General features: G+C 49.8%; 23 protein-coding genes and 1 riboswitch. Of the genes, 9 read left to right on the top strand and 14 right to left on the bottom strand.

The genetic code is table 11. The features are described from left to right. Positions 1-58: 58 nt before the first annotated feature. From prmA to F452_RS11945, 6 genes are all read right to left on the bottom strand, one after another. On the bottom strand, positions 59-922 hold the full coding sequence (prmA, locus tag F452_RS0104450) for a 50S ribosomal protein L11 methyltransferase (RefSeq protein WP_018965040.1): 864 nt from the start codon (positions 920-922) through the stop codon (positions 59-61). After that, positions 919-2,283, bottom strand: coding sequence for an MATE family efflux transporter (locus F452_RS0104445; RefSeq protein WP_018965039.1), 1,365 nt, complete (start codon positions 2,281-2,283; stop codon positions 919-921). The genes prmA and F452_RS0104445 overlap by 4 nt, the downstream gene beginning before the upstream one ends. After that, a complete protein-coding gene (gene thiL / locus F452_RS0104440; protein WP_018965038.1) occupies positions 2,276-3,316 on the bottom strand; it encodes a thiamine-phosphate kinase in 1,041 nt (346 codons plus the stop codon). Before thiL ends, F452_RS0104445 begins: the two co-directional genes overlap by 8 nt. 5 nt (positions 3,317-3,321) lie before the next feature. Further along, a complete protein-coding gene (gene lpxK, locus F452_RS0104435; RefSeq protein WP_018965037.1) occupies positions 3,322-4,395 on the bottom strand; it encodes a tetraacyldisaccharide 4'-kinase in 1,074 nt (357 codons plus the stop codon). A 29-nt stretch (positions 4,396-4,424) separates the two neighbouring features. Next, complete coding sequence (sppA, locus tag F452_RS0104430) at positions 4,425-6,212, bottom strand: signal peptide peptidase SppA (protein WP_026292179.1); 1,788 nt, start codon at positions 6,210-6,212, stop codon at positions 4,425-4,427. A gap of 292 nt (positions 6,213-6,504) precedes the next feature. After that, on the bottom strand, positions 6,505-6,669 hold the full coding sequence (locus tag F452_RS11945) for a DUF1661 domain-containing protein (RefSeq protein ID WP_152567048.1): 165 nt from the start codon (positions 6,667-6,669) through the stop codon (positions 6,505-6,507). Here F452_RS11945 and F452_RS13275 point away from each other — a divergent pair. Beyond that, the gene (locus tag F452_RS13275) at positions 6,638-6,730 is read left to right on the top strand and encodes a DUF1661 domain-containing protein (protein WP_160216972.1); all 93 of its coding nucleotides are present in this window, start codon (positions 6,638-6,640) and stop codon (positions 6,728-6,730) included. The genes F452_RS11945 and F452_RS13275 overlap by 32 nt on opposite strands. A gap of 144 nt (positions 6,731-6,874) precedes the next feature. On the opposite strand, the gene F452_RS0104425 is transcribed toward F452_RS13275, so the two are convergent. The 5 genes from F452_RS0104425 to F452_RS0104405 are packed head-to-tail and all read right to left on the bottom strand — an operon-like array spanning position 6,875 to position 13,411. Then, positions 6,875-8,995, bottom strand: coding sequence for a TonB-dependent hemoglobin/transferrin/lactoferrin family receptor (locus F452_RS0104425; protein WP_018965035.1), 2,121 nt, complete (start codon positions 8,993-8,995; stop codon positions 6,875-6,877). Between the two features lie 13 nt (positions 8,996-9,008). Beyond that, positions 9,009-10,172: an adenosylcobinamide amidohydrolase gene (locus tag F452_RS0104420; RefSeq protein ID WP_026292178.1), complete on the bottom strand. Its 1,164-nt coding sequence runs from the start codon at positions 10,170-10,172 to the stop codon at positions 9,009-9,011. A gap of 23 nt (positions 10,173-10,195) precedes the next feature. Beyond that, on the bottom strand, positions 10,196-11,197 hold the full coding sequence (locus tag F452_RS0104415; RefSeq protein ID WP_018965033.1) for an ABC transporter ATP-binding protein: 1,002 nt from the start codon (positions 11,195-11,197) through the stop codon (positions 10,196-10,198). 7 nt (positions 11,198-11,204) lie between these two features. Then, positions 11,205-12,239 carry a FecCD family ABC transporter permease gene (locus tag F452_RS0104410; protein ID WP_018965032.1) on the bottom strand — a complete coding sequence of 345 codons (1,035 nt, stop codon included), beginning with the start codon at positions 12,237-12,239 and terminating at the stop codon, positions 11,205-11,207. After that, entirely contained in the window at positions 12,236-13,411 is a 1,176-nt protein-coding gene (locus F452_RS0104405) for an ABC transporter substrate-binding protein (RefSeq protein WP_018965031.1), read from the bottom strand. The genes F452_RS0104410 and F452_RS0104405 overlap by 4 nt, the downstream gene beginning before the upstream one ends. Before the next feature lie 158 nt (positions 13,412-13,569). Then, a riboswitch (cobalamin riboswitch) is annotated at positions 13,570-13,758 on the bottom strand. A gap of 522 nt (positions 13,759-14,280) precedes the next feature. Between F452_RS0104405 and F452_RS0104395 the strand changes: the two genes are divergently transcribed. The 8 genes from F452_RS0104395 to F452_RS0104360 all read left to right on the top strand — a co-directional run bounded on the left by F452_RS0104395 (position 14,281) and on the right by F452_RS0104360 (position 23,980). Next, on the top strand, positions 14,281-14,967 hold the full coding sequence (locus F452_RS0104395) for a 5'-methylthioadenosine/adenosylhomocysteine nucleosidase (RefSeq protein ID WP_018965029.1): 687 nt from the start codon (positions 14,281-14,283) through the stop codon (positions 14,965-14,967). 24 nt (positions 14,968-14,991) lie between these two features. Beyond that, positions 14,992-15,471, top strand: coding sequence for an S-ribosylhomocysteine lyase (locus F452_RS0104390; protein ID WP_026292177.1), 480 nt, complete (start codon positions 14,992-14,994; stop codon positions 15,469-15,471). Between the two features lie 143 nt (positions 15,472-15,614). Then, positions 15,615-16,745, top strand: a complete 1,131-nt coding sequence (gene tgt, locus F452_RS0104385; protein WP_018965027.1) for a tRNA guanosine(34) transglycosylase Tgt — start codon at positions 15,615-15,617, stop codon at positions 16,743-16,745. Between the two features lie 16 nt (positions 16,746-16,761). After that, positions 16,762-17,844, top strand: coding sequence for an LptF/LptG family permease (locus F452_RS0104380; RefSeq protein ID WP_018965026.1), 1,083 nt, complete (start codon positions 16,762-16,764; stop codon positions 17,842-17,844). A gap of 32 nt (positions 17,845-17,876) precedes the next feature. Continuing rightward, positions 17,877-18,338, top strand: coding sequence for an SsrA-binding protein SmpB (gene smpB / locus F452_RS0104375; RefSeq protein WP_018965025.1), 462 nt, complete (start codon positions 17,877-17,879; stop codon positions 18,336-18,338). Positions 18,339-18,377: 39 nt separating this feature from the next. After that, a complete protein-coding gene (locus F452_RS0104370) occupies positions 18,378-20,549 on the top strand; it encodes a S9 family peptidase (RefSeq protein ID WP_026292176.1) in 2,172 nt (723 codons plus the stop codon). A 113-nt stretch (positions 20,550-20,662) separates the two neighbouring features. After that, complete coding sequence (lipA, locus tag F452_RS0104365; protein ID WP_018965023.1) at positions 20,663-21,511, top strand: lipoyl synthase; 849 nt, start codon at positions 20,663-20,665, stop codon at positions 21,509-21,511. Between the two features lie 258 nt (positions 21,512-21,769). Next, positions 21,770-23,980: a C25 family peptidase propeptide domain-containing protein gene (locus F452_RS0104360; RefSeq protein ID WP_018965022.1), complete on the top strand. Its 2,211-nt coding sequence runs from the start codon at positions 21,770-21,772 to the stop codon at positions 23,978-23,980. A gap of 548 nt (positions 23,981-24,528) precedes the next feature. Here the strand turns inward: F452_RS0104360 and F452_RS0104350 are convergent. The 3 genes from F452_RS0104350 to ybeY are packed head-to-tail and all read right to left on the bottom strand — an operon-like array spanning position 24,529 to position 26,453. Continuing rightward, positions 24,529-25,131 carry an HAD-IB family hydrolase gene (locus tag F452_RS0104350; protein ID WP_018965020.1) on the bottom strand — a complete coding sequence of 201 codons (603 nt, stop codon included), beginning with the start codon at positions 25,129-25,131 and terminating at the stop codon, positions 24,529-24,531. After that, on the bottom strand, positions 25,121-25,981 hold the full coding sequence (locus F452_RS0104345) for a decaprenyl-phosphate phosphoribosyltransferase (protein WP_018965019.1): 861 nt from the start codon (positions 25,979-25,981) through the stop codon (positions 25,121-25,123). The genes F452_RS0104350 and F452_RS0104345 overlap by 11 nt, the downstream gene beginning before the upstream one ends. Positions 25,982-25,997: 16 nt before the next feature. Beyond that, on the bottom strand, positions 25,998-26,453 hold the full coding sequence (gene ybeY / locus F452_RS0104340) for an rRNA maturation RNase YbeY (RefSeq protein ID WP_026292175.1): 456 nt from the start codon (positions 26,451-26,453) through the stop codon (positions 25,998-26,000).

Genomic DNA, 26,453 nt, shown 5'->3' with positions numbered 1-26,453 from the left:
CGGGACACTTTCTTTTTAGTTTCCTGTGCTTCCCGAAGCTCTCGCCCCTTTTTATCTTTTAGGAGCCGGCGGTAAACCGCAGTGCAGCCCAGTTGTTACGTGAGCGCGTTTTCGAATGAGTCAGACCCAGCGTTCCGGCGCATTCAGTAAGGATCGGTATATCCTCCGTATAGAAACCGCTTAACAGCAGGGTGCCACCATTACCGAGTCGGGATCTGTATGCGGACATATCGTTCAGCAGAATATTACGATTGATGTTTGCGATAATCAGATCGAACATCGGACAATCGGCAAGAAGAGATGCGTCGCCTATACGAACATCAATATCCCGAATTCCATTGAGAGCTGCATTCTCGCCCGTGTTGCGTATGCACCAGTCGTCTATGTCGATAGCTGTGACAGAAGAGGCTCCGAGCTTGCGAGCTAAGATGGCAAGGATCCCCGTACCGCAACCCATGTCCAGAACTCTCAATCCACGCAAATCCATATCGAGAAGATAGCTCATCATCAGCGAAGTAGTCTCATGGTGCCCTGTCCCAAAGGCCATTTGAGGAGAAATAATCAGCTCGAGCGGTATATCCGGATCGGTCGGATGGAAAGGTGCTCGTACGAGGCATTTGTCTTCGATCCGAATGGGGCGGAAGAAGTTCTTTTCCCACTGTTCGTTCCAGTTGATGTCGGGCTGGATCTCGGATGAGTATTGCCACAGAAGATCCGGCAGCAGAAACCGCTCCAATAGTGCAGGAATGTCGGATGCTATATCGGTGGAGGCAGGGATATAGGCACGAAGACAAGTCTCATTTTGCTCGAAACTCTCGAATCCTATTTCGGCAAGTTCGGCACTAAGCAGGTCGTATGCCGTCTCCAAAGTCAGTTCGTCCGGTCGGCATGTGAGTTCGAATGTATATGCGATGTATTTCATTGCGAAGCGGGTAGGGGTTGGCTATGTCGTTTGATACGTCTGTTGAGATAGGGTAGTCCACACACGATGGCTACACCTTTGAGCATGGATGAGAGGCTGATCGCCCACCATACCGATTCCAGTCCGAAGCCCATACCGATAAGCAGCAGAGCCAGTGGAATCCGCAGGAGGTTCCCTCCGATACTGATAACGGCAGGGAAAACCGTCCGTGCCGTCCCGTAGAACAGGCCTTGAGTGGCTATTTCCAACATCATCAGTAGCTGGGAATAGCCGCTGATGCGCAGATAAATACCTCCCGACAGATAGGCTTCTTTTTCCGGTACCACAAGTCGGAATACTTCATTACCGAAGAAAACGAAAAGCACTGTGCCGAGAATGCCGAAAACGGAGCAGTAGAGTAGGGTATAACGATAGGCAGAAAATATACGTTTGCCCTGACGGGCAGCGTAATTATGAGCCACGAAAGTAGCTAGTGCCGTGCTGAATCCTTGCGAAGTATTCCAAGTGATGGCTTCCAGCTGTCCGCCCGTAGTCAGCGTTGCCACTCCGATATGTCCTCCTTGCTGCGAAGCCAGACGGCCAAGCATCATATTGATGATGGCGAAGAGAGAGTTGAGAGCAGCTACAGGCAGACCGATACGCAAGATGCGACCGCTATGTATATTGTCCGGTCGGACGAAGAACGGGAAGCAATCCAACAGCTTGTCCTGCCATCTGAGCCTGTAAACGAACAGAACGAATACGAATATCTGAGCGATCAGCGTGGCTATGGCCGCTCCGATCGTCCCCCATCCCAGTCCGAATATCAGCAACGGATCCAGAATCATATTGAGTACCAGCCCCGTGCTACTGACCTTGAAGGGTATAGAGCTGAGGCCGGCTCCGTTGTAGATGCCACTGAATGCGGTGGCTGCAAAGGTGAAAGGCAGGCCGCATGCCACTATGCGCAGGTAGGTAAGAGCCAAAGCGTGTACATCGTCCTCCAAATGATATATGCCGAGGAAAAAGTGTGGGAAAAGGAAAAACAGAAGAGCGATGACGGAGGAGATCAGCAGGGACATCGAAACGTTGTGCGAAGCGTATCGTCGTGCTTCCTCGATGGAACCCTTGCCGAGACTGTGGCCTATCGTCACTTCACTGCCGGTCTTATTGACAGCCGATATGGAACTGGAGAGCCACGTCAGTACCGCCACAATACCTACGGCTGCTACGGACTTGCTACCCAACCGGCCTAACCAGGCCATATCGGTAAAGCTATAAGCCATCTGCACGAAGGAAGTACCCATGATGGGCAGAGCCAGTCGGAGCAGACGTCCTTTTATTTCCCCTTCTGTGAGGTTTTGCAGTCGGATACTACCCATTCAGAGCCTTTGCTGCATTCCATCCTTGTGCCACCAAGGTAATCTCCGTTCCGTCTCGTGCCACGAGAACGTGACCGTCGGCCTCTTCCGTAATATGGCCGATCAGGCGGATGCCCTCTATTCGCTGAATATCATCGAGACGGGCGAGAGGTACGGTAAACAACAATTCGTAGTCCTCACCCCCGTTCAGAGCGGCTGTGGAGAGATTCATGTTGAACTCTTCCGCCATGGCTGCCGTCTGGTAGTCGATGGGCAATTTGTCGTCATATATACGGATGCCGACCTTTCCGGCATGCGCTATATGGAGGAGTTCGGACGATAGCCCGTCCGATATGTCCATCATGGCTGTCGGTTTGATGCCGGCCGAGCGTAGCTTCTCCACGATGTCTTTGCGTGCTTCCGGCTTCAGTTGTCTTTCGAGTATGTACTCATGACCGGCGAAATCCGGTGCAAAGTCCTTCTCTCCCCGGTAAACCGCTTTCTCACGCTCCAGTAGCTGGAGTCCCATATAGGCTGCGCCGAGGTCTCCGCTCACGCAGATCAGATCGGTCGGTTTGGCTCCGCTGCGATACACTATTTCCTCTTCTCGTGCCTCCCCGATGCAGGTCAGGCTCAGACACAATCCGGTGAGCGACGCCGAGGTATCGCCTCCTACGAGGTCTACGCCGTAGACATCGCAGGCCGTGAGGATACCCTGATAGATCTGTTCTATATCCTCTACCGAGAACCGTGCCGATACGCCGATGGAAACCGTCAGCTGCCGCGGTGTACCGTTCATGGCATATATGTCGGAGAAGTTTACTACCGCACTCTTGTATCCCAAATGTTTGAGAGGGGTATAAGTGAGGTCGAAGTGGATTCCTTCGAGGAGCATATCGGTGGTGACAAGTGCTTTCATGCCTTCATCGAATGAGATGACGGCAGCATCGTCCCCTATGCCTTTGAGGGTGCCGGGGTTTTTCAGTCGGACGCAATCGGTGAGGTGCCGGATGAGTCCGAACTCACCCAGAGAAGATATTTCGGTACGTTTCATTACGCTTATTTTTTGTGTTGGATGACTCCCAGCAGCCTATCGACAAATACTTTTTCCTGATCGAACATCAGCTTTACTTCTACCGGCAGGTAATAAAATCTTTCCTGCATCTCTTGCGGAAAAGAAGATCGCCGTAGGGCCAGTCGCATGGCATCTTTCTCGGTACATACCACTATGGCATCGGCATCTTTCCGGCACAGTTCCTGCCAATCTTCGACGAGCAGACCGATCTCTCTGTCGGTGAACTCATGATGATCCGGATAGATGCGATCCGTTCCGGAGGGGAATCGGGTGCGGATCTCTCGGAAGAACAGTTTCGGACTTGCTATTCCGGCGATAGCCAGCACAGAGTGTACTTCTGCCGAAGGAGGCTGATCGGAAAACAAAGGCTTCAGTCCCTGCCCGTACAGGAATTTGGAGAAAAACAGCTTCTGATGCGGATATAAGGCCAAGTCGCGTTTGGCTGCTCGAAGATCTATGGGAGCAAGATCGTCGGGGCATTTGGTCAGGATTACCATGTCGGCTCGCTGTATAGAGCCGGCAGGCTCTCTCAGACGACCGGCCGGAAGCAGATAGTCCTTGGTCAGAATACGGTTGTAGTCTGTGAGTACTATGTTCAGGTCTGCTTTCACCTTACGGTGTTGGAAACCATCGTCCAGAATGATGAGCTGCGGCCTTTGTTCTTCTGCCAGATCGCATAGATAGCCGATGGCTCTGCTCCGGTCAGCATCTACGATGACGGTCAGGTCCGGATATTTTCGTTTGATCTGACGGGGTTCGTCTCCTATATCCCATGCAGTCGATCCTTCGGTTGCAACGATCATCCCTTTGGTTTTCCGCTTATAGCCGCGGCTAACCACCGCTATACGATAGCGTGGATGCAGGAGCCGAATCAGGTATTCTACGTGGGGAGTCTTACCGGTGCCGCCGATGGTGATATTGCCTACACAGACGATAGGGATGTCGAAAGAGTTCGAAATCAGGACGTTCTTGTCGAAGAGATAGTTGCGCAACCTCACGCCCACCCCGTAGAGGGCGGAAAGCGGTTTGAGCCACTTGTTGATACGAGGCGCATCCATCTCTTCGGCAATTACGGTTGTCTCATTTATCAGTACGGCATGAAGTAATAGGGGAGACGTGCCTGTATGCCCGAAGGACGGGTCGGCATGGAGCGGAGTTCGCGCAGAACTTCTATTTCCGGATCGGAGAGAATGGTACTCAGGATGGCAGACTTCATATCCGCCGCTGATGAGGAGAGCAACTCTTCGAAGAAGTTGCGCTTGGTCTTGCCGTACTCTATGCTGTAGTTGCTACCGAGCTGAGCCAGTGTCGCAGCCCGTTTGATAGCTGTGTCCAAACCTCCAAGCTCATCCACCAAACCGAGTGCAAGAGCTTTGTCGCCGAGCCATACGCGGCCTTGAGCGATGCTGTCGATCTGCGCCTTGGTGCGGTTGCGGCCTTCCGATACGCGAGTGAGGAAGAGGTCGTAGCCCTGCTCTATGTAGCGTTGGATGAGGGCACGATCTTCGACCGTCATCGGTGCGAGAGTGTTGCCCAAGTCTGCATACTTGGATGTCTGTACGACGTCCATATTCACTCCTATCTTCTTGGCTACGCCTGCAAAGTTCGGGAACATGCCGAATATGCCGATGGAGCCGGTCAGAGTCGTATGCTCTGCCACGATGCTGTTGGCTGCGCAGGCTATGTAGTATCCGCCCGAGGCTGCCACGTCGCCCATGGAGACCACGATAGGCTTTTTGGCCTTGAGATCCACTACCTGCTTCCATATCTGTTCGGAAGTGAAAGCACTACCTCCCGGAGAATTGACACGAAGTACTACGGCTTTGATGTCATCGTCATCGGCTGCTGCCTTGATTTCTTCGGCGAGTTCTTGTGTGATGGAGCTACCATCGGTGTCGAACGGCTTCTTTATTATTTCTTCCGTTATTTCACCTTCGGCAAAGAGAACGGCGATCCGGCTGCCTTTCGTTTTGTTCATCGGGCCATTGGCCAGAACCTGAGAAAGCGATACGAACCGAAGCTCATCTTTCTCTCCGCGCTGGGACATCTTTTTGAGTTCTTTCTCCACATCGGTACGGTAAGCCAGCTCGTCTACGAGCTTCATTTCCACCGCTTTCTCCGCAAGGCCGAACATTTCGCCTTTGTCGGCAAACATTTTCACGGAGTCCATTGCCGTCTTGCGCGACTCTGCAATATCGGATGTGATCTTGTCCCAAAGCCCGTTTATGTATGTGGTGATTTGTTCGCGGTTGGCATCGCTCATCCCGTTGAGCATGAATGGCTCTACGGCTGCCTTGTAGGTACCAACCTTGAAGATCTCCATTTTCACGCCGAATTTGTCGAGGGCATCTTTGTAGAACATCGTTTGGGTAGCAATCCCGATAAGCCCCAGCATTCCTTTCGGATTGAGGTAGAGTTTGTCTGCAATACTGGAGAGGTAGTAACCCTTTTGGGAGTATCTGTCGGCATAGGATACGACGAACTTGCCGGACATCTTGAAATCCTGCAACGCGCGACGCAATTCCTCTGCCGATGCCATGCCGACGGAAAGGTCGTCCAGATCGAGGAAAATACCGGTTATGTTAGGATTATTTTTGGCTTGGCCGATGGCTTCGACTGCCTGTGAGAGCGATACGGCTTCGTCCTTGCCTGTGAGTATGCTCCAAGGATTGGCCGATACGATCTCAGGGAAAGAGGAATTGTCTATATGTAGGATGGAGTTTGCTTCGATTTTCGGAATAGCTCCTCCCGTTGCCTTGGAGGCAATACCGGCTACGATGCCGAAAAAGATAAATAGAGAGATACAAAACAGGATGATTCCTGCCGTTATAACCCCGAGGACCGAGGCGAAAAACATTTTGAAAAATTCTTTCATTTCAGATTTGTTATTTGATTTTGTCTTTTTGTCGTTTTAATGTCACTATTGCAAAGGTAAGTATTTAATTTACAGTGTCGCACGGGTTTTCCCTGCCAATTTCTGTCATTTTCGACGTGAAAGAGTAACGCAAAAGATAGTGATCAAAATATTCAGACTCCCCATAAAGCAGCTTTTTCCGAATGATTTATCACTCATCGTTATAGCAAGGAGAAGATGAATAATTTAGCATAGACAGCGGCCAAATTTTGATCTTTCCTTTTCGATAGAGAAGACCGTTAAGACCTGATTCCTACAAGGCCTTAAATGTATATTTCGCCGGGCTTTTTGTTTGATGGAGAGAGGAGGAAAATGATTTTAGGAACCAAAATCCGCTGATTTTACGAACGTGTTTCTTGAAAAAAGCGCGCGACTTTTTTTTCGTTTTGGTTCGGGAATTTTTTGCTTCTCGCGCCAAAATCGAATTTTTCTCGCGCCACGTTTTTCAGTGTGTGAAACAGCGATTTTCACAGGCGTAAAGGGCCATGTCGAGAGAGGTTCGGAAGGAGGTATAAATCAGAAAGCGGATACCCACTCTCGGTATGAGAGGAATATCCGCTTTGCTCTGTGAGGATTGTACAGGGAGACTGGCTCCCTTTTATATCTGCATCTCAGGAAGAGAATTAGAAGTTGACCATAACCTTACCCATGATGTTACGTCCCGGCATGTGGTAGCCGTCTTTCTCCGTATAGAGTTCGTCCAGGATGTTGTTCAGATTCACACCGAAGGTGAGGTATTTGTTCATGTGGTAGTAAGCGGAGGCATTGAACACCATTGCTTGCGGATGGCGGAGCAGTCCCTGAGCAGCCAGTTCAGGCTCTTCTGCTGCGAGTAGTTGCTGAAGTTTGGGACGAACCTGAGGATAGTAAGCGTACCAGTTTTGCTCGATCCGGCGTCCCATGAAACGACCGTTGACCATCAGTTCAAGTCCTTCTTTACCACGGTATTCGATACCGAATGTGATGTTCTGTTTGCGAACGTAGTACATTTCGCTCCAGGGGCCATCGGTCTCGCTTTTCTTCATCTCGGAATTGAGCATGAATGTGGCGTTTGCAAATGCACGCAGAGAGAACTTATTGGCAAAGAGACTTCCGAAGTCATAAGACAAAAGGGCCTCGATACCGCTCATACGACCTTTGTCCGCGTTCATGAATGTGGTTATATTGGTGGTGTAGTCGGTGTTGGTCAGGATTATGTCTTTGTGGTCCGTGTGGAAGTAGGTTACATCGGCTTGAATACCACAGCGAGCATTACTGTATCCGATACCGAAGTCCCAAGTCATGGACTTTTCTGGTTTCAAATCTGGATTGCCGAAGGTTGTACCTAACGGCCCTACGTACTGGCCTGCTTTTTGGAAAGCATCGGGAGCCGTGAATGCACTACCGAATGTGCCATGAGCTGTAAGGCCTTTCACGAATTCATATTTGATTCCTACATTCGGATTGATCACATTGTGAGTTTCCTGTTTGGCTTCATTGTTGAGATACTTGTTCTCTTTCAGATTGAAGAACATAAAGTCGGCACGTGCACCGGCAGAGATCGATAGAGCATCGTTCAGCAGATAGAAATTGGCTTGTCCGAACAAACCGATATTGTTAGTGGCGTATCCGGGGTTGTATGGCATTGTATTTACATCCGGCTGATCGAATCTTTCCGACTCCATCGTCATATTTCGGCTGTCTACTCCGAGTACGATATTTTGTCCACCAAATGAGATCTTGTCCTGAAGCAGGGCACCATAGGTGTAGTAGTCGCTCTTGTAGTTGATGAAGCCGGTAGGATCCGCATTGTTATAGTTCTCCGATTTCTCTATGTTGAAGTAGGGGGAGAACTGAAGCGTGTGGCAGCCTTGTTTGCCGACCAGCTCGAAAGATGTCGAAGAGCGATTCAGATTTTTCTTGGATTCTCCGTAAACACCCCATATAGATCCTCCTGTAGGAATAGCATCTCCGAGGAATACGTTCTGATACAGATTCAGCGACCATTCGGGTGTGAAGTCGATGCCGAAACGCAGACGTCCCGTTGCTACAGTATAGTCACTGGCCTTCATTTTCCAACTTTTGATGCTATCTCCATCCAAGATCGTTTCTTCCAGTTTGCTTAGTGAGAGTAAGCTGTTTGATCCGGTCTTATAGTCCTTGTTCTGCTTGTCCAAGCCCAGACTAAGATCGAATGAGAAAATATCCTCAAAGCGGCCACCCAAGTTGAATGATCCGGCCATGGTTTGGTAGCTACCGCCGAATAGAGAAACGTTGCCATGGATCTTGTCCTTGGATTTGTGGGTGATGATGTTCACCACACCGCCCATGGCATTGGTGCCGTAGATGGAAGAGAACGGGCCTTTGAGGATCTCGATTTGCTCGATGTTGCTTGTGTTGAGCGTAGAGATATTGTCCGTTCCCGCAGGGATGCCGTTTACCAATACAGTTACATACTTGCCGGAAGGCTTGAAACCGCGCATACCGATGTTCGAACTAAAGCCCGGGTATTGTATGACATCGAGCGAACTTTGCGTTTTGAGGATGTCGGTCATGTTGTTGAAGCCGGACTGCTTGATGTTGCGCGATGGGATGAGTTCCATCTTGGCCGGAATCTTTTTTAGAGGTACAGCCGTGCGTGTAGAATAGACCGTGACGGTCTGAAGATTGTGTACTTGTAGCGAATCTGTCGGGACATTGTCCGTCTTGGCAAAAGCCTGCGCTGAAATACCAATCGATAATAGCGCGAAGAAAAACTTTTTCATAATTATTGATATGTTAAAGTGATGAATGAATAATTCTGTTGTGGAGTACTCTTGCAAGGGTATGGAGGCAGAGAGACAACACTTGACGATATGCCGGCGCACTCTGTTCGGATACAATGTCCGTGCTGTTTGTTCCCTCGGATATGCCTTCTTCCGAGAGTATCGTATGCAATATGTTTTCGGCTGTGCCTGTCATGCTCTTGTCCGAGATGATTTGCCAGCGGTTTTGGTCGCATAAATGAGCTATGGCAGCCACTGCGGCTAACAGACGATTGTCTCTGTCTATAGTGCCGATTTCTGTTTCTACAAGCTCTTTTTTCAGCTGTGGATACAGCCGGAGACATTCGGAGACGATCGCATTTTTCGTTATTCCGTAGCGTTTGGTTTGCCATTCTATCGAAGCTTGGCGTGTGGGGGTCATCTTCGTCTGTCGGGATAAGGCTTCGGTAATAGCCTCTTTCACGCTTTGGCCTATCATTTCGCCCAGAAGTACGTGTTTGCCACTATTTTGAAGCACTATCTCCGACTCCTTATTGCAGATGGCTATCAGCGAATCCGTTCCGGAGCCGGTGGCTAAATCTTCTGAATACATGCTGTTTGCCATCAGTTCCTGTAGGGCTGCCGTTTTGGCTTCGGTAGCGGTGACGAGAGCGCGTGTCAGTGTCCCTGCATCCAATGAGGCGTCGATGAACAGGAATACGTTGATGGTGCCCGGCTTGATCAGGTCGGTTTGGGTAAATTCGTTGTATGCTGCGGGTTCTCCTGCCCGTCCACCGTTTACGTCTATGCCTGCCGTGGCAACCGCCATGACCGTTACTCCGTGGTATTGGCGGGAGGAGGTTGCCGTATTTTCGATCAGGGCAGCAGTACCCATGCCCGTGGTTCTGTCAAGGGGGAGTCCCAATTCTTCCGCTAAGGTGGCGTAGTGTTCGGTCATAGTCTTTCCTCGCATCCCGACAGAGCGTTTGGCTATTACGTCGGGATCCCTCCCGCAACTGTTGTTGAAGGCATATCGGAGGTCTTCTCGGTAGCCGCCATTGAGATTGCAGGTGCTCACGACTCCTCTGCGTCCTGCGAAGCCAACGATCATACTTTCCTTCAGGTGGTAAAGAGGATCGCCCATAGGACTGTAAAACAGAGGCGTTTCTTTGTCGAAATCTATTGTAGGGTTTTGCATAGGATGGTTTGTTTCACAAGCATTCATTCGTGGTGAGCGTGCAGCGTTTGCAGCAAGGAACCGATGGAGTCGAAGCTTTTCGAAGAATCGCCCTCCTGTAGAATCCAGCAGCCCTCTCCCACGGTGATTTTGCGGCCGGAGGCATTTGCGGATTCCACATAACCATTCCGGTGCAAAGCACTCAGTGTCCATTTGTAGGCTGCACCCTGTCCTTTTACAGAAACAGGTGTAGCCGTTTTATGTTTGACCGAGAAGGCTCCGCTGTCTATATTGAAAGAAAGAGTGTCGTTGCCGAATACTTTCTCAAAACAGTGGTTCAGTACCAAATCCTCCGGTGCCCCACGACAAATCTCCCCTTGGCTGTTCATCAGCCATACCGTGTCCGCCCATTGCAGGGCCAGATCCATTTCGTGGGTAGAAACGAGGATACTCTTGTTCGTCTTGCGTGCCAATTCGCGCAGCATGATGATCACCTCCAGACGGCTTGGCAGGTCGAGGTGTGCCGTAGGTTCGTCGAGAAGCATCACGGGGGTCTGTTGGGCTAAAGCGCGGGCTATCATCACACGTTGTTTTTCTCCATCGCTTAGCTCTCCGTATTGGCGCGACTCGAATCCCGTCAGTCGGCATGCTACGAGCGATTCGTTCACAATCTCCTTGTCCTTTGCAGTCAGGCTGCCGCGATAATTGACGTAGGGATAGCGTCCGATGACGACAATATCCCGAACAGTCAGGTTTGTGGCCGCTATCTTGTCGGTCAGTACCAGACTAAGCATCTTGGCTTTTTTTCTCATACGGAGGCCGTGTATATCACGTCCGGCAATGGTGATCTTGCCTGCAATAGGCGGCAGTAATCCTGCGATGGTGTGCATAAGCGTGGATTTGCCACAGCCGTTCGGACCCATCAGCATCACCAGTTCGCCACTGAGCATGGAGAGATCGATTTGCTTCGATACGATGCGCTCCGTTTTCTTGCTTCGGTATCCGGTAGATAGTCCCGTCAGGGTCACGTTGTCGGTATGGATCATTGCCTGTTCAGTTGAAGATTAAACGCTTTTTACGGTTGCGAGCGATCGTCATGATTACTACAGGAGCACCGATCATCGAGGTGATGGCGTTGATCGGCAGTACAAAGCCTTTGCCCGGTACCTGCGTGATCATGTCGCACACGAGCATCAGCAGAGCACCGCACAGCATCGTGCCCGGGAGCAGTATGCGGTAGTCCGAGCTTTTGAACAGGATGCGCGTGAAGTGGGGGACGGCTATTCCTAAAAAGGCAATGGGACCGGTGAAAGCCGTAATTGTGCCGGTAATAATACTCGTGATGCCGATCAGGACGATTCGCTGCCGCTCCACATGGATACCTACGCTGCGAGCATAGTTCTCTCCTATGTTGAGCGCATTCATATACTTAGGCATCAGCATAGAGAGCAAAAGGCCCCCCGAAACGATGGGGATCATCAGCGATAACTGTCGCCATGTAGTGCCGGCCACGCTCCCGAAAGACCAGATCAGATAACCTTTGAGCATTTCGTTGTCGGAGAAGAACTGGAGAATGGAAATGAACGAACTGGCCAAAAAGCCGACCATTACTCCGACAATCAGCACCGAGACCATATCTCTGAGCCACGCTGCTACAGCCGAGATGAGCAGAAGTACCAGCATGGAACCTATGCAGGCTGCCGTGGCTACGCCCCATGTGTCAGCCGAGCCGGAGTACAGACTGAGGCCCGGAATGATAGCGAACGACATGATATACAGAGCCACGCCAAGGCCTGCTCCGCTGTTGATCCCCAGAATGGAGGTGTCGGCCAGGGGATTGCGGAAGAGACTCTGCATTTGCAGACCTGCGATGGATATGCCGGCACCGGCAAAGAGAGCGGTCAGAGCCTTCGGCAGACGGAAATTGCGAATGACATAGTCATTGGTCGTTTGCATATCCGATCCGTTGGTCAGAGCTTGCAGCACGTCGGCCGGCGATATATCCAGACTGCCCCATATGAGGTCGGCCACGAAAGCCACGGCAGTCAGTAGAAAGAGTGTGCCGAATATCAATGAGGACCGCGTCATGGCCTTTTCAGTTCTATCCAGTATGAAGTCTCGTACTCGGGCAGAAGCTCCGGCCGAGTGATTTTGATGATGTCTTTGAGCAAAAGATCGGGACGATACAGTCCACTCTCCCAGTAGTCATTGCCCCCATTCTCGTTCACGCGCTTGCGGTCGATGTAGACCTTGCCGGTTTGGGTGGCATCGAAATGTCGGTAGCGTTCGTTCAGAGCGAGAAATTCATCTATTGTCTTGATGTTTCCCATCATCGTACATATCCAGATTCCGGCGTGACGATGGCGACTGAAAATATACTCGAAACTGCACGGCTGGCTACTGACTTTGCCGGCTGCATAGTCGAAAGATACTCGTGCATCTCTGAACATGGCTGTACTGTAGCTGTACTCTCCGGGCAGATACCAAGTCCCACTATAATCCTGCCCGTACATGATGGCAATGGTGTCGGTCTTATCTGCTACCAATTTGCGAGCATCCGCATACTCCGATTCTATCTGTTCGAAAACCTCATGAGCACGACGGTTGCAGCCGAGGAGCATCGCCGTCAGCTTCATCCATTCGGCACGGCCGAGCAGATCCCGCTCTTTCCATTCGTTGTATAATACGGTGTTGATGCCCGATGCGATCAGCTCTTCGTCCTTGTCTGAGATGTGGAATAAATCCTGCAGGAGGATCTCCGGGCGGAGTCCGGCTATCTGCTCTATATTTTTGGTCATACCGGTGCCGATCTCCTGTACATAGCCTTTCTTTACGCGGCTGCGGATGTCGGCGTTGCAAATGTTTTTCAGGTTGATGCAACCCACCAGTTTGTCTATCTGATCGAGTAGGGGAAGCGAGCCTATTTGTGTCGTGGACAGACACGCTATACTGCGTGCCGGTATGGGGATGTACTGCGTTTTCGGGTGTGTCGTCTCAGGACGCTTGCCATCGCGGGGATAAAGGACATAGACGGCCATCGTATCCGGCTTGTCCGGATGGAATATATAGATGGTCTTGTAGCCGGTATGATTGACGGCCTGTATGCCTTTGGCATATTCGAATCTGACAGGGAAATTAAAATCGGCCGTATCTATCGACACCGTTTCCACTCGGGTATCTCTCCCGCGTGAAGAGCCATTACAGGAGTATAAGGCAAAGGCGATAAACGTATAGATAAGCCATCCGAACCTCTTGGGCATAGCTGAATCGTTAGTATGATCCGAGACGAACAAAACGGATTCGCAGACTATGCCATACCCTCGCGGAGGCAGGTGCCCGATGTGAATCAATCCTCTTCGACCCGAAAGAATTAATACTGTATGATACCGGCCCCAAAAAATGGCAGCATCCTTTCGCCATGTACGGCAGGTCTTCCGACTCGGCCTAAATCGCTACGCCTTCCCGCGCCGGCGCGCAGTGGCATCGTTCTGTAGCGACAGGTACGACCATACGGCTACGGGGATAGTTTTGGCTTTGCACCAAATTCCCTTTTAATCATTCGGCAGACTTCCCGACAGACGGGAAAGTCCGCTTTGTGAACCGTACATATGCGGATCGGCTTTCAATGATAAGTCATGCCGGGAGGCATCGGCTTACCGTCTTCTATGAATCCAATCTGACACAAAGATACTGACAGACTGTGACATTACCAATAGTGTCGCCCGGGACGCTCCGGGGGCATGCGCAGGCTGCTATGATCGCCGGCCAACTCTCTTTTGAAAAAACTCCCACGTTCGGCGAGGCATAGCCGCGGAGATTGCTCAACCTTTTTGCACACCAAAATTTTCTTTTCCCACGTTCCGAAAAACGTGGTTCGTAAACTTTTTCACTTTGGTTCGGGAAGTGAAAATTTTACGCGTGGGATCGAAATTTTTTTGGCGCGACTTTTCCGGAATTTGCGCACCACGATTTGCGCTTTTCTCGTTCGGCAATTTTGTCGGCATCCCCATGCGGACGAATCCTCTCGAACGACTCTAAAGGGGATATGCAGCTGACAACTCTGCATACAAACATAATTGCGACAGATGATATACCTTTGGCCGATCGAAGAATAGAAGCCCGTACAGCAATGAACAAGACTATCGGTGTGGTAGTAGCCATGGAGAAAGAGTTTCGCCTGCTACCGGACATCCTCGAAAATAAGGAAGAAATACGGGATCCGGTTTTCCGTGCCGTCGTCGGAATTGTCGGAGGACACCGCGTTATATACGCCCTGAGCGGAATAGGGAAGGTGGCTGCTGCTGTCTGTGCCGGAGAACTGATCCACCGCTATCGTCCCGACTACCTCATCAATATAGGCGTGAGCGGAGGATTGGGGCAGAATGTGGCTGTCCATGATACGGTAGTGTCCACGGCTGTGTGCTATCACGATGTTTCGTGCGGAGCCGATGTCGCTTGGGGGCAGGTGCAGGGTTTTCCCCTGTATTATCCCGTTTCGGAGGACCTTCTCACCCTTTTTCGTTCGCTTCCGGTACCTGTCCGAGAGGGCGTGGTCTGCTGTGGCGATCGTTTCCTTTCGTCAGCCGAGGAGCAGGACTTTGTGTGCCGTACTTTTCCCGATGCCGTTGCCGTGGATATGGAGTCCGCTGCGGTGGCCCAGACGGCGTATATATATGGAGTCCCCTTCATCGCTGTGCGTATTATCAGCGATATTGCCGGCGAAGGTCGGGATAACTTCGCGGAGTATATGGACTTCTGGAGCAAGGCCTCTTCGGCTACCTTTTCTATTCTCGAAAGAGTATTCAGTGCAATGTAGAAATCAGACAATCCCGATATGGAGATGGAAAAAATACCCAGTTTTCAGTTAGATCATATTCGTCTCAAACGAGGCATATATGTCTCTCGCAAGGACTATGTGGGAGGAGAGGTGGTTACGACTTTCGATATTCGAATGAAAGAGCCCAATCGCGAACCGGTGCTTGGAGCACCCGAACTGCATACGATCGAGCATTTGGCCGCAACTTATCTGCGCAATCATCCGCTCTATAAGGACCGGATCGTTTTCTGGGGGCCGATGGGTTGCCTTACGGGCAATTACTTTCTGATGCGAGGCGATTATGTGTCGAAGGATATACTGCCCCTTATGCAAGAGACTTTCCGCTTCATCAGAGACTTCGAGGGAGAAGTGCCGGGTACGGAGCCACGCGACTGTGGCAACTGCCTGCTGCACAACCTGCCAATGGCCAAATATGAGGCCGAGAAATACCTGCGTGAGGTGCTCGATGTGGCAACGGAGGAGAACCTGAACTATCCCGACTGACGATTGCCGGACTGTGCATGGGGCTTACAGTCCGCTCTGCTTCCTACACCTGCTCTCCCCCGCGCTGCTCCTCTTGCTTCCTGCGATGGCATGGGCTCGGGGAAAAAGACTATTTTTGTTTTCCGTAATCAGAGGAATAGCCCATGACATTCGATCTCCAATATACATGTGCCGACTGCGAAGCGCGTGCCGGTCTGTTGACTACAGACCATGGCGCTATAGAGACTCCCATCTTCATGCCGGTAGGCACGGTCGGGAGCGTGAAGGCCGTGCACATGCACGAGTTGGAAGAGGATATTCGGGCTCAGATCATACTCGGCAATACTTATCACCTCTATCTCCGTCCCGGACTGGATGTGCTCAGGCGTGCCGGAGGCTTGCATAAGTTCAATAGCTGGGAGCGGCCTTTGCTCACGGATAGCGGAGGTTTTCAGGTATTCTCTTTGGCGGAGAATCGGAAGATCACAGAGGAGGGTGCTACTTTTCGTTCCCATATAGACGGCTCCAAGCACCTTTTTTCACCCGAAAGGGTCATGGACATCCAGCGCGTTATCGGAGCGGACATCATCATGGCTTTCGATGAATGTTGCCCCGGTGATGCCGACCGCGAATATGCACGTCGCTCGATGCTCCTGACCGGACGCTGGTTGGAACGTTGCCTGCGCAGAATGCGTGAGACAGAGCCTCTCTATGGATATGAGCAGCAGCTATTCCCCATCGTACAGGGATGCGTCTATCCCGATCTGCGCCGCCAATCGGCCGAGATGGTGGCTGCCGTCGGTGCTGCCGGAAATGCCATCGGAGGATTGGCCGTGGGAGAGCCGACGGAAAAGATGTACGAGATGATCGAACTGACCAACGGGATCCTCCCCAAAGATCGTCCGCGCTACCTCATGGGGGTAGGTACTCCGATCAATATACTGGAAGCGATAGACCGCGGTGTGGACATGTTCGACTGCATCATGCCTACGCGCAACGGCCGTAACGGGCAGCTCTTCACTTGGCAGGGTACCATCAATATCCGCAATGCCAAATGGGCGGACGACTACTCGCCGCTCGATCCTGACGGTACATCGTACGTGGACAGCCGCTACAGCAAGGCTTATCTGCACCACTTGATCCATACACAGGAGATTCTCGGTCTGCAAATCGCTTCTATTCACAACCTCGCCTTCTACCTCGAGCTGGTTCGGCAAGCGCGTAAGCATATTCAGATCGGCGACTATCGCACTTGGAAAACGGCTATGGTGCGACAGCTTGACAACAGGCTGTAGCTTATCATCGTGTCTCATGAAGAGGTTGAACAGGTTAGATAAGTATTTGATCAAGCAGTTTTTGGGGACGTTCGTCTTCTCCATCATCTTGATCATATCCGTTTCGGTCGTCTTCGACATCAATGAGAAGATCGACGACTTTATGAAGCCGGAGGTCAGCCTGCACAGTATCATATTCGATTACTACTTCAACTTCGTTCCCTACTACGCCAATCTTTTCAGCCCGCTCTTCGTCTTCATATCGGTGATATTCTTTACGTCGAAGCTGGCGGAGAAATCCGAGATCATCGCGATGCTTTCGGCCGGAGTCAGTTTCAAGCGGCTGATGGTGCCCTATATGTTGTCGGCAACGGTGATTGCCGTACTGACTTTCCTGCTCAATAGTTTCGTTATTCCACCGGGCAATGCTACACGAATTGACTTTCAGAACAAATACATCAAGAACAAGAAGGTACAGTATGCCGAGAGCGTTCAGCTCGAAGTGAAGAAAGGGGTCTTTGCCTTTTTCGGATCGTACAGCGATGCCATGCGAACCGGCTATCAGTTCAGCCTGGAGGAGTTCAAGGACAAGCAGCTCGTTTCCCGTCTGACGGCAGACAGGATCCAGTACGATTCGCTTTACAACTGGCGCATCTTTAACTACAGGATCAGGCACTTCGGCAAGTACAAGGAGACGGTCGAGAGTGGGAGCGAGATGGACACGGTCATTGCTGTACGCCCTGCCGACTTCCTCGTCGCAGAGGACGATGTGGAGACTATGACGACTACCGACCTGCATACCTATATATCGCATCAGAAGCAAAGGGGCGTGGGCAACGTCAAGCTCTTTGAGATAGAGCTGCACAAACGCTATGCAGCCATCTTCTCGGCCTTTATCCTCACCATTATCGGTGCTTCCCTCTCTTCACGCAAAGTAAAAGGGGGGATGGGGATCAATATCGCTATCGGTCTGGGGCTGAGCTTTGCCTATATCCTGTTCATGACCGTTGCCGGCACATTTGCCGTCAGCGGATCTTTGCCTCCGTTTATGGCAGCTTGGCTGCCTAACTTCGTGTTTACGGTCATTGCCGTTTTCCTTTATAAAAAAGCTCCGCGATAGACAGACTTCCGGATCTAATGATACCCACAGCTATGAAAGAGAAAATACAGAAGAATATCCTCATAAAGAACAAACGTGCCACTTTCGACTACGAGATTTTGGACGTTTACACGGCAGGCATTGTATTGGTCGGTACCGAGATCAAATCGATCCGACTAGGCAAAGGTAGTCTGGTCGATACCTATTGCTACTTCCATCGGGGAGAGCTGTGGGTGAAGAATATGTACATAGCCGAATACTTCTATGGCACCTATAACAACCATGTGGCTCGCCGCGATCGCAAGCTCCTACTCAATCGCAAGGAGCTGCGCAAGCTCGAGGAGGCTTCCAAGAGTGTAGGTACGACCATAGTGCCGATCAAGCTCTTCATCAATGAGAGGGGATTGGCCAAGCTGCAGATCGGATTGGCACGAGGGAAAAAACAATATGACAAGCGTGCATCCATCAAAGAGCGCGATGATCGCCGTGAGATGGATCGTGCGATGAAACGCTAAGCAATAAACCATTTAAGAGAAGATATAATACGCTTTCTTATGAAAAGACTGGTAATAATTCTGCTACTTGGCATCGTAACCATGTGTGCCATGGCTCAGACGGGACGCAAACCCGTAGACTTGAAAGAAATAACGAGTGGAATGTTTTATGCTCGCAGTGCAGGGGGCGGGATACGCTCCATGCCGGACGGGGAACACTATACGGAGATGAATCGCGAACGAACGGCTATCGTCCGCTACAATTATGCCTCCGGCAAGGCCGTAGATACGCTTTTCAGTGTCGAACGAGCGCGCGAATGCCCGTTCAAACAAATACAGAACTACGAGGTAAGCAGCACTGGCCACCATATTCTGCTCTTTACGGATATGGAGAGTATCTACCGGTATTCGTATTGTGCTGCCGTCTACGACTATGATGTTCGCCGCAATTTGGTAAAACCTCTGAGCGAGCATGCGGGCAAAGTGATGATCCCTACATTCAGCCCCGATGGTCGGATGGTAGCATTCGTCAGAGGTAACAATATCTTCATCAAGAAATTCGATTTCGACACGGAAGTACAGGTTACTACCGATGGGCAGATCAATTCTATTCTCAACGGGGCAACGGATTGGGTGTACGAAGAAGAGTTCGGTGTGACCAATCTGATGAGCTGGAGTGCAGACAATGCTTTTCTGGCTTTTGTGCGCAGCGATGAGTCCGCCGTACCCGAATATCGAATGCCTATGTATGAGGACAAACTTTATCCCGAAGACTATGCCTATAAGTATCCCAAGGCAGGAGAGAAGAATAGTACCGTGTCCCTGCACCTCTATAATGTGGCGGATAGGAACACCAAGTTGGTAAGCCTGCCGATCGATGCGGATGGATATATTCCCCGAATCGCCTTTACAGACAATGCCGACGAGCTGGCTGTCATGACGCTCAATCGTTTGCAGAACGACTTCAAAATGTACTATGTGCATCCGAAGAGTCTCGTCGCCAAGCTGATACTACAGGATATGAACAAACGATATGTGGACAGCGATTGGATTCAGGCCTTGAAGTTTACGGCGGGAGGTGGATTTGCCTATGTGAGCGAAAAGGACGGGTTTGCCCACATCTATCTCTATGATAACAAAGGGGTGATGCGTCGCCAAATTACTTCGGGAAATTGGGATGTGACCAAACTGTATGGAGTGGATGCTTCGGGAACGGTCTTCTACCAGTCGGCGGAAGAAAGTCCCATCCGTCGGGCTGTCTATGCCTTAGATGCCAAAGGCCGGAAAACGAAGCTTAGTCCGAACGTGGGCACGAATGATGCTCTCTTCAGTAGCAACTATGCATACTATATTAATACGTATAGCAGTGCTGCTACTCCTACAGTAGTTTCTGTATTCAGAAGCAAAGGTGCCAAAGAACTGCGTACACTGGAGGATAACGTTGCTCTCCGTGAACGGCTGAAAGCCTATCGTTACAACCCGAAGGAGTTTACCACTATCAAAACCGAATCGGGACTTGAACTGAATGCCTGGATCGTGAAACCTCTTGATTTCGATCCCTCTCGCCGGTATCCCGTCCTGATGGTACAGTATAGTGGCCCCAACTCCCAGCAGGTATTGGATCGCTATTCATTCGATTGGGAGCACTACCTTGCATCGAAAGGCTATATCGTGGCTTGTGTGGACGGGCGTGGTACCGGTGCTCGCGGCGAAGAATGGCGCAAGTGTACCTACATGCAGCTTGGGGTATTCGAAAGTGATGATCAGATAGCAGCGGCCACTGCTATAGGACAACTGCCCTATGTGGATGCAACTCGCATCGGTATATGGGGATGGAGCTATGGCGGTTATATGACCCTGATGAGTATGTGTAGAGGAAATGGAACGTTCAAGGCGGGCATAGCCGTCGCTCCTGTAGCTGATTGGCGTTTCTACGATTCGGTTTATACCGAACGCTTCATGCGTACGCCCAAGGAGAATGCCTCCGGATACAAAAAGTCTTCTGCTCTTGATGTGGCAAGCCAACTGCAAGGAAACCTCTTGATCGTAAGCGGATCGGCGGACGACAATGTTCATCTTCAGAACACGATGCTTTTTACGGAGGCACTGGTTCAGGCCAATATCCCCTTCGACATGGCGATCTATATGGACAAGAATCATAGTATATACGGAGGGAATACTCGCTATCATCTCTTTACTCGCAAGGCAAAGTTTTTGTTCGACAATCTTTAATAATAGTATCTCAGTAGCTGTAATGGGATGAGTGCCGAATGTGGCGAACGGGATGACCTTGTTGGCTTGTTCCATTCGACATCCATCTCTAATAGCTCTTTGCTGAAAAAACTATGGCCCAACACGTCAAGAAACCCGAATGGTTGAAAATTCGTCTCGCAGGGAATGAGAAGTTTACCGAGACCAAAAGCATTGTCGAGGGACATTGTCTGCACACGATCTGTACGAGCGGCAAATGTCCTAATATGGGAGAGTGCTGGAGTAGGGGTACTGCTACCTTTATGATCGGTGGCGATATTTGTACGCGTGCCTGTCGATTTTGCAACACTTTGACGGGACGTCCCAAACCGCTGAATGAAGCAGAACCTACCCACGTCGCATTGAGTATCAAGCTGATGGGGCTTAACCATGCAGTGGTGACAAGCGTTGACCGCGATGATTTGCCGGATTATGGTGCCGCACACTGGGTTAAGACTATTCAGGAAATCAGGCGGATCAATCCTGGGGTAACGCTCGAAGTCTTGATCCCCGATTTCAAAGGACAAATGGATTTGGTGGATATGATTATCGAGGCCGGTCCGGATGTCATCTCACATAATCTGGAGACGGTACGCCGGCTTACGCCATCGGTACGCAGTGTGGCCACTTACGATACAAGCCTTGCCGTACTTCGTCACATAGCTCAGTCCGGAAAAATGCCTGCAAAAACAGGAATGATGCTCGGCTTGGGCGAGACTGAAGAAGAAATACTGAAATTGATGGATGATGCTCTTGCAGTGGGAGTATCAGTTATTACCATAGGACAGTATCTGCAACCGTCGAGAAAGAATCTTCCTGTGGTGGAATACATCACGCCCGAACAGTTCGAGCATCTTCGGCTCGTGGGTATCGAAAAAGGCTTCCGTACGATAGAGAGTGCCCCGCTCGTTCGCAGTTCTTACCATGCCGAACGGCACTTATAGCGGATTCTGCGAAGTCGAAAATATGCCATTTTGATAGAAAAATGATATAGAGTTTAGCAGATATGAGAGAAATCTATCGAAAAGATATTGTTTCTGACTATTTTTTCTATATTTGCTGCCGACCTTTTCTAATGTAATCTGTTGCGCTTCAATAGCCTTGAAAGCGCGTAAACACAGAGAAGTTCTGTTTCGGTCAAGTATCGGACTGTGATTGATAGCATTAAGTTGTTTCTTTTAAAATAAAACTAACTCAAGCAGATGAAAAAGAATTTTAACAGGATCGTTTCGATCGTAGCGTTCTCCTCTTTGTTGGGAGGTATGGTCTTTGCACAGCCTGCAGAGCGTGGACGGAACCCGCAAGTGCGACTGCTCTCCGCTGAGCGGTCTATGTCCAAGGTTCAATTCCGTATGGACAATCTTCAGTTGACTGACGTTCAGACAGCCCAAGGAGTAGCTCAAGTGCCTACCTTCACTGAAGGCGTCAATATTTCAGAAAAAGGGATGCCCACATTGCCTATCCTTTCTCGTTCTCTCGCTGTTTCTGAAACGCGTGCGATGAAGGTAGAGGTGGTTTCTTCCAAATTCATCGAAAAGAAGAATGTACTGATCGCTCCTTCCAAAGGTGTTATCTCTCGTGCTGAAAATCCTGATCAAATCCCCTACGTTTACGGACAGAGCTATAACGAAGACAAGTTTTTCCCAGGTGAAATCGCTACGCTTAGCGATCCTTTCATCTTGCGCGATGTGCGCGGTCAGGTAGTAAACTTTGCTCCACTCCAATATAACCCTGTGACAAAGACGCTCCGTATCTATACCGAAATCGTTGTGGCGGTGAGCGAAACTGCCGAAGCAGGCCAGAATGCGATTAGCTTGGTTAAGAACAGCACTTTCACAGGTTTCGAAGATATTTATAAGAGTGTCTTCATGAATTATGAAGCTACGCGCTATACTCCCGTTGAAGAAAAGGAGAATGGTCGTATGATCGTAATCGTACCTCAAAAATATAAAGATGACATCGAAGAGTTTGTTAAGTGGAAAGAGCAGCGTGGTTTGGAGACTGATGTAAAAGTCGCAGAAGAAATCGCTACTCCCATTACAGCAGAAGCTATTCAGAAGTTCGTTAAGGAAGAATATCAGAAGGAAGGCAATAATCTGACCTATGTTCTCTTGATTGGTGATCACAAAGATATTCCTGCAAAAATTCTCCCGGGAATCAAATCCGATCAGGTATATGGACAGATTGTAGGTAATGACCACTACAACGAGGTTTTCATCGGTCGTTTCTCTTGTGAGAGCAAAGAAGATCTGAAGACACAAATCGATCGGACTATTCACTACGAGCGCAATATAACAACTGAAGATAAATGGCTCGGTCAGGCTCTTTGTATTGCTTCGGATGAAGGTGCCGGAGGTCAAGGTGACAATGGCGAAAGTGACATACAACATCAAAATGTAATTGCCAATCTGCTTACCAAGTATGGCTATACCAAGATTATCAAATGTTACGATCCGGGGGTGAAGCCCCAAAATATTATTGATGCTTTCAACGGAGGAATCTCATTGGCCAACTATACAGGGCACGGATCTGATACATTTTGGGTAACCTCTCATTTTGGAGTACAGCACATGAAGGATTTGACCAATTACAATCAGCTTCCTTTCATCTTTGATGTAGCATGTGTAAATGGTAACTTCTTGTTTAAGACTTGTTTTGCTGAAGCCCTTATGCGTGCGCAGAAAGATGGTAAACCCAAAGGTACTGTTGCTATTATCGCTTCTACGATCAACCAGTCTTGGGCATCTCCTATGCGTGGTCAGGACGAAATGAATAGTATCTTGTGCGAACAATATCCCTCTAATATCAAGCGTACTTTCGGTGGCGTTACGATGAACGGTATGTTTGCTATGGTTGAGAAGTACAAGAAGGATGGTGAGAATATGCTTGACACTTGGACCGTATTCGGTGACCCCTCACTGCTCGTTCGTACGCTTGTTCCGACCGAAATGCAGGTTACAGCTCCGGCCAACATCTCTCCATCTGCCCAGACATTCGAAGTAGCTTGCGACTATGATGGTGCTATCGCTACGCTCTCTGACGATGGTGATATGGTTGGTACTGCTAAGGTGAAAGATGGTAAGGCTATCATCAAAATAGATGAGGACATCTCTGATGAAACGAAACTGACCCTGACCGTAGTAGGATACAATAAGGTTACTGTGATAAAGGAAGTGAAAGTACAAGGTACATCTGTTGCCAACGTAGCCAATGACAAGCCTTATACTGTAGCTGTATCGGGTAAGACGATAACCGTTGAAAGCCCTGCTGCTGAGCTGACGATCTTCGATATGAACGGTCGTCGTGTGGCTGCTGCCAAGAATGGCATGGTATTCGAAGCACAAAATGGTGTTTATGCCGTTCGCATCGCTGCTGAAGGCAAGAGATATACAGAAAAGGTTATTGTGAAGTAATTCACACAGCAATTCCCTAAAATAAATAGGGCTGTGCTGAAGAAACTATTCGGTACAGCCCTATTTGATTTATAGGTGTACACGCAAGAGGGGGGAGAAAGCAGGCGAGAAAAGAGTATGTTAAAGGAAGTAAATAGCGGCTCAAAACGATGTGGCTCCTTTATCTTATGCCAAGGTGCGTATGAGTCACGGGCCATACGCTTGAGATTATGTGCCATAGCCTCGTTTTAGGTAGAGATGTGGTTCTGTTATCAAGGAAATATATCCTGTTTATTAGAGAAAGATTTTTTCTCGGCCGAGAAGAAATTTTTTGCCGGCCGAGAAAAAATATTTTGCCGGCCGGGGAAATTTTTTTTGCCGGCCGGCAAAATTTATGCTCAAAACAGAAATTCGCAAATCGTTATAATACAGCCATTTGTGTGGAGCCTTGTAGGAAGGTTTTTTCTACTCTGATGGCGGTTCGTGGGCGAGCAGTGGAAAAGAAAAATCGGTACCCATCGGGATACCGATCATTGCCAATCTCCAAACGAAATGGACGTAGCAGCAAGCTATAGGGCAGGGAAGTTTCTATAGTAGGAATGTGTGCAGAGACTGAGCAAGGGGAGGTCGGAAGGGCTATCGCCGTAGCCGTAGGAGATCGCATCCCGCCAGTGGGGCAGGGCGCGATCCAACCTGCGGATTTTCTCCTTTCCCTTGCAGTTCCTGCCTTCGAATCGACCCGTCAGAATGCCGGATCTGATCTCCGGAAGGGTGGCAATGACGGTATGAAAGCCCATCTTTTCGGCCCACGGCTCCACGCAAGGCAGAAGCGATGCTGTCAGCAGCACCAGTCGATGTCCTTCGCTGCGATGCCATTCCAAACGGTGAAGGGCCTCGGGACGAAGAAGGCTTTCGACGACAGGTACGAATCGCTGCGCCATTGCTCGGCATTCCGCCTCCTTTTTCCCTTTCAAGACTGTGGCAAGGATGGCGGCTTTCGTTCGGTCGGCCGAGGCCAGCCGAAGTTTGTAACACATCCACATGGACAGATAGAAAGGCAGTCTGAGCCAAAAGAGAATAGCCGACTGAGCTTGCCGCAGAAAGGGAAGCAAAGAATCGTATCGGGTCAGCGTACCGTCGAAATCGAATATGGCTATGGGCCTATGCGACATAAGGGCTTATCGAATAAAGAATGATCCACACAACTACCGAAAGCTGGAGTCCGTGGTCCTGATAGAGCATATCGGTCGGATTGCAGTGACAGCCTTTCACTATCACGTGTCTCAGATAATGGAATAGTCCGGTGGCAACGGGAAAGACAGATATGTATAGATACCGGCCATTCCTTGATATGACTTCGCCGTCTGTGGCATAGAGGGTATAGAGTATAATGATCGTGGCCGAGAGAATGGCCAAAAGGACATTGAGGAATCCATCGGTATAATGTTTGACGACAGGACGCGATGAAAGAGCTGTCTCCTGCAGCAGACGCAGGTCTTCTTTTCTCTTTCCGAAGGCGAGCAGCAAGGATAGGAAGAGCGTCATCAAAGCCAACCAATGGGAAATGGGTACTCCGCTCACTGCTCCGGCCGCATACAATCTGATCAGAAAGCCGAAAGCTACGAGGAAAGCATCCACGATGGGGATGTGCTTGCCTTTCAATGAATAGAATAGATTCAGCAGAAGATAAAGGGCTATAGAGATCAGGGCATAGACGGCAAAAGGGAAAGCAAGGAACAACAATATCACTCCGCAAGCTAAAGCTACAAGCAGAGCTATCAGTATATAGGCTTTGGAGAGACTCCATGCTCCGCTGGCAATAGGGCGTCGGGATTTGACGGGATGCAGGCGGTCGATCGTTCTATCGCAAATATCATTGAAGAGATAGACTGCACTCGATGCCGAACAAAATGCTATCAGGAGTATGGTCAGCCTTAGCAAGGCCTCCGTATCACAAATCCTGTGTCCGAAAAACAGGGGTAGGAATACGATCAGATTCTTGATCCACTGCTTAGGTCTCATAGAGGGAGAAACGTGATCATGTATGTAATAGGGAAAGCTCCGATCCGATGACTTCTCGCAGTATGACAAGGGCTTCCTCTTCGGCTGCTCGCATTTGGGTCTCGTCCTTTTTGCTCTTGTCTTTCAATCCGCAAAGATGTAGTATGCCGTGGATAATGACACGATGCAGTTCTTCTTCATATCGGAGACCAAGAGCATGGGCATTCGAGCGTACGGTATCGAGGCTGATAAGCAGGTCGCCATTCACCGTATCCGCTTCGCAGGAATCGAAGGTGATGATGTCGGTGTAGTAGTCATGATCGAGAAATTCCTGATTGGCTTTCAGGATATATTCGTCATTACAGAAGAGATAGGAGATTTCTCCCACCATTTTCCCATATCGACTGCATACTTCGGCTATCCACTTGCCGACAATCCGTCTTCTGATCCGAGGAAGGCTGACGCCTTCGGCATAGAAATTGATTTTTGCCAT

The sequence above is a fragment of the Porphyromonas gulae DSM 15663 genome (assembly GCF_000378065.1).
GTDB classification, from domain to species: domain Bacteria; phylum Bacteroidota; class Bacteroidia; order Bacteroidales; family Porphyromonadaceae; genus Porphyromonas; species Porphyromonas gulae.
The sequence above is the reverse complement of the archived record's forward strand: the minus strand, read 5'-3'. Positions and strand labels throughout refer to the sequence as shown.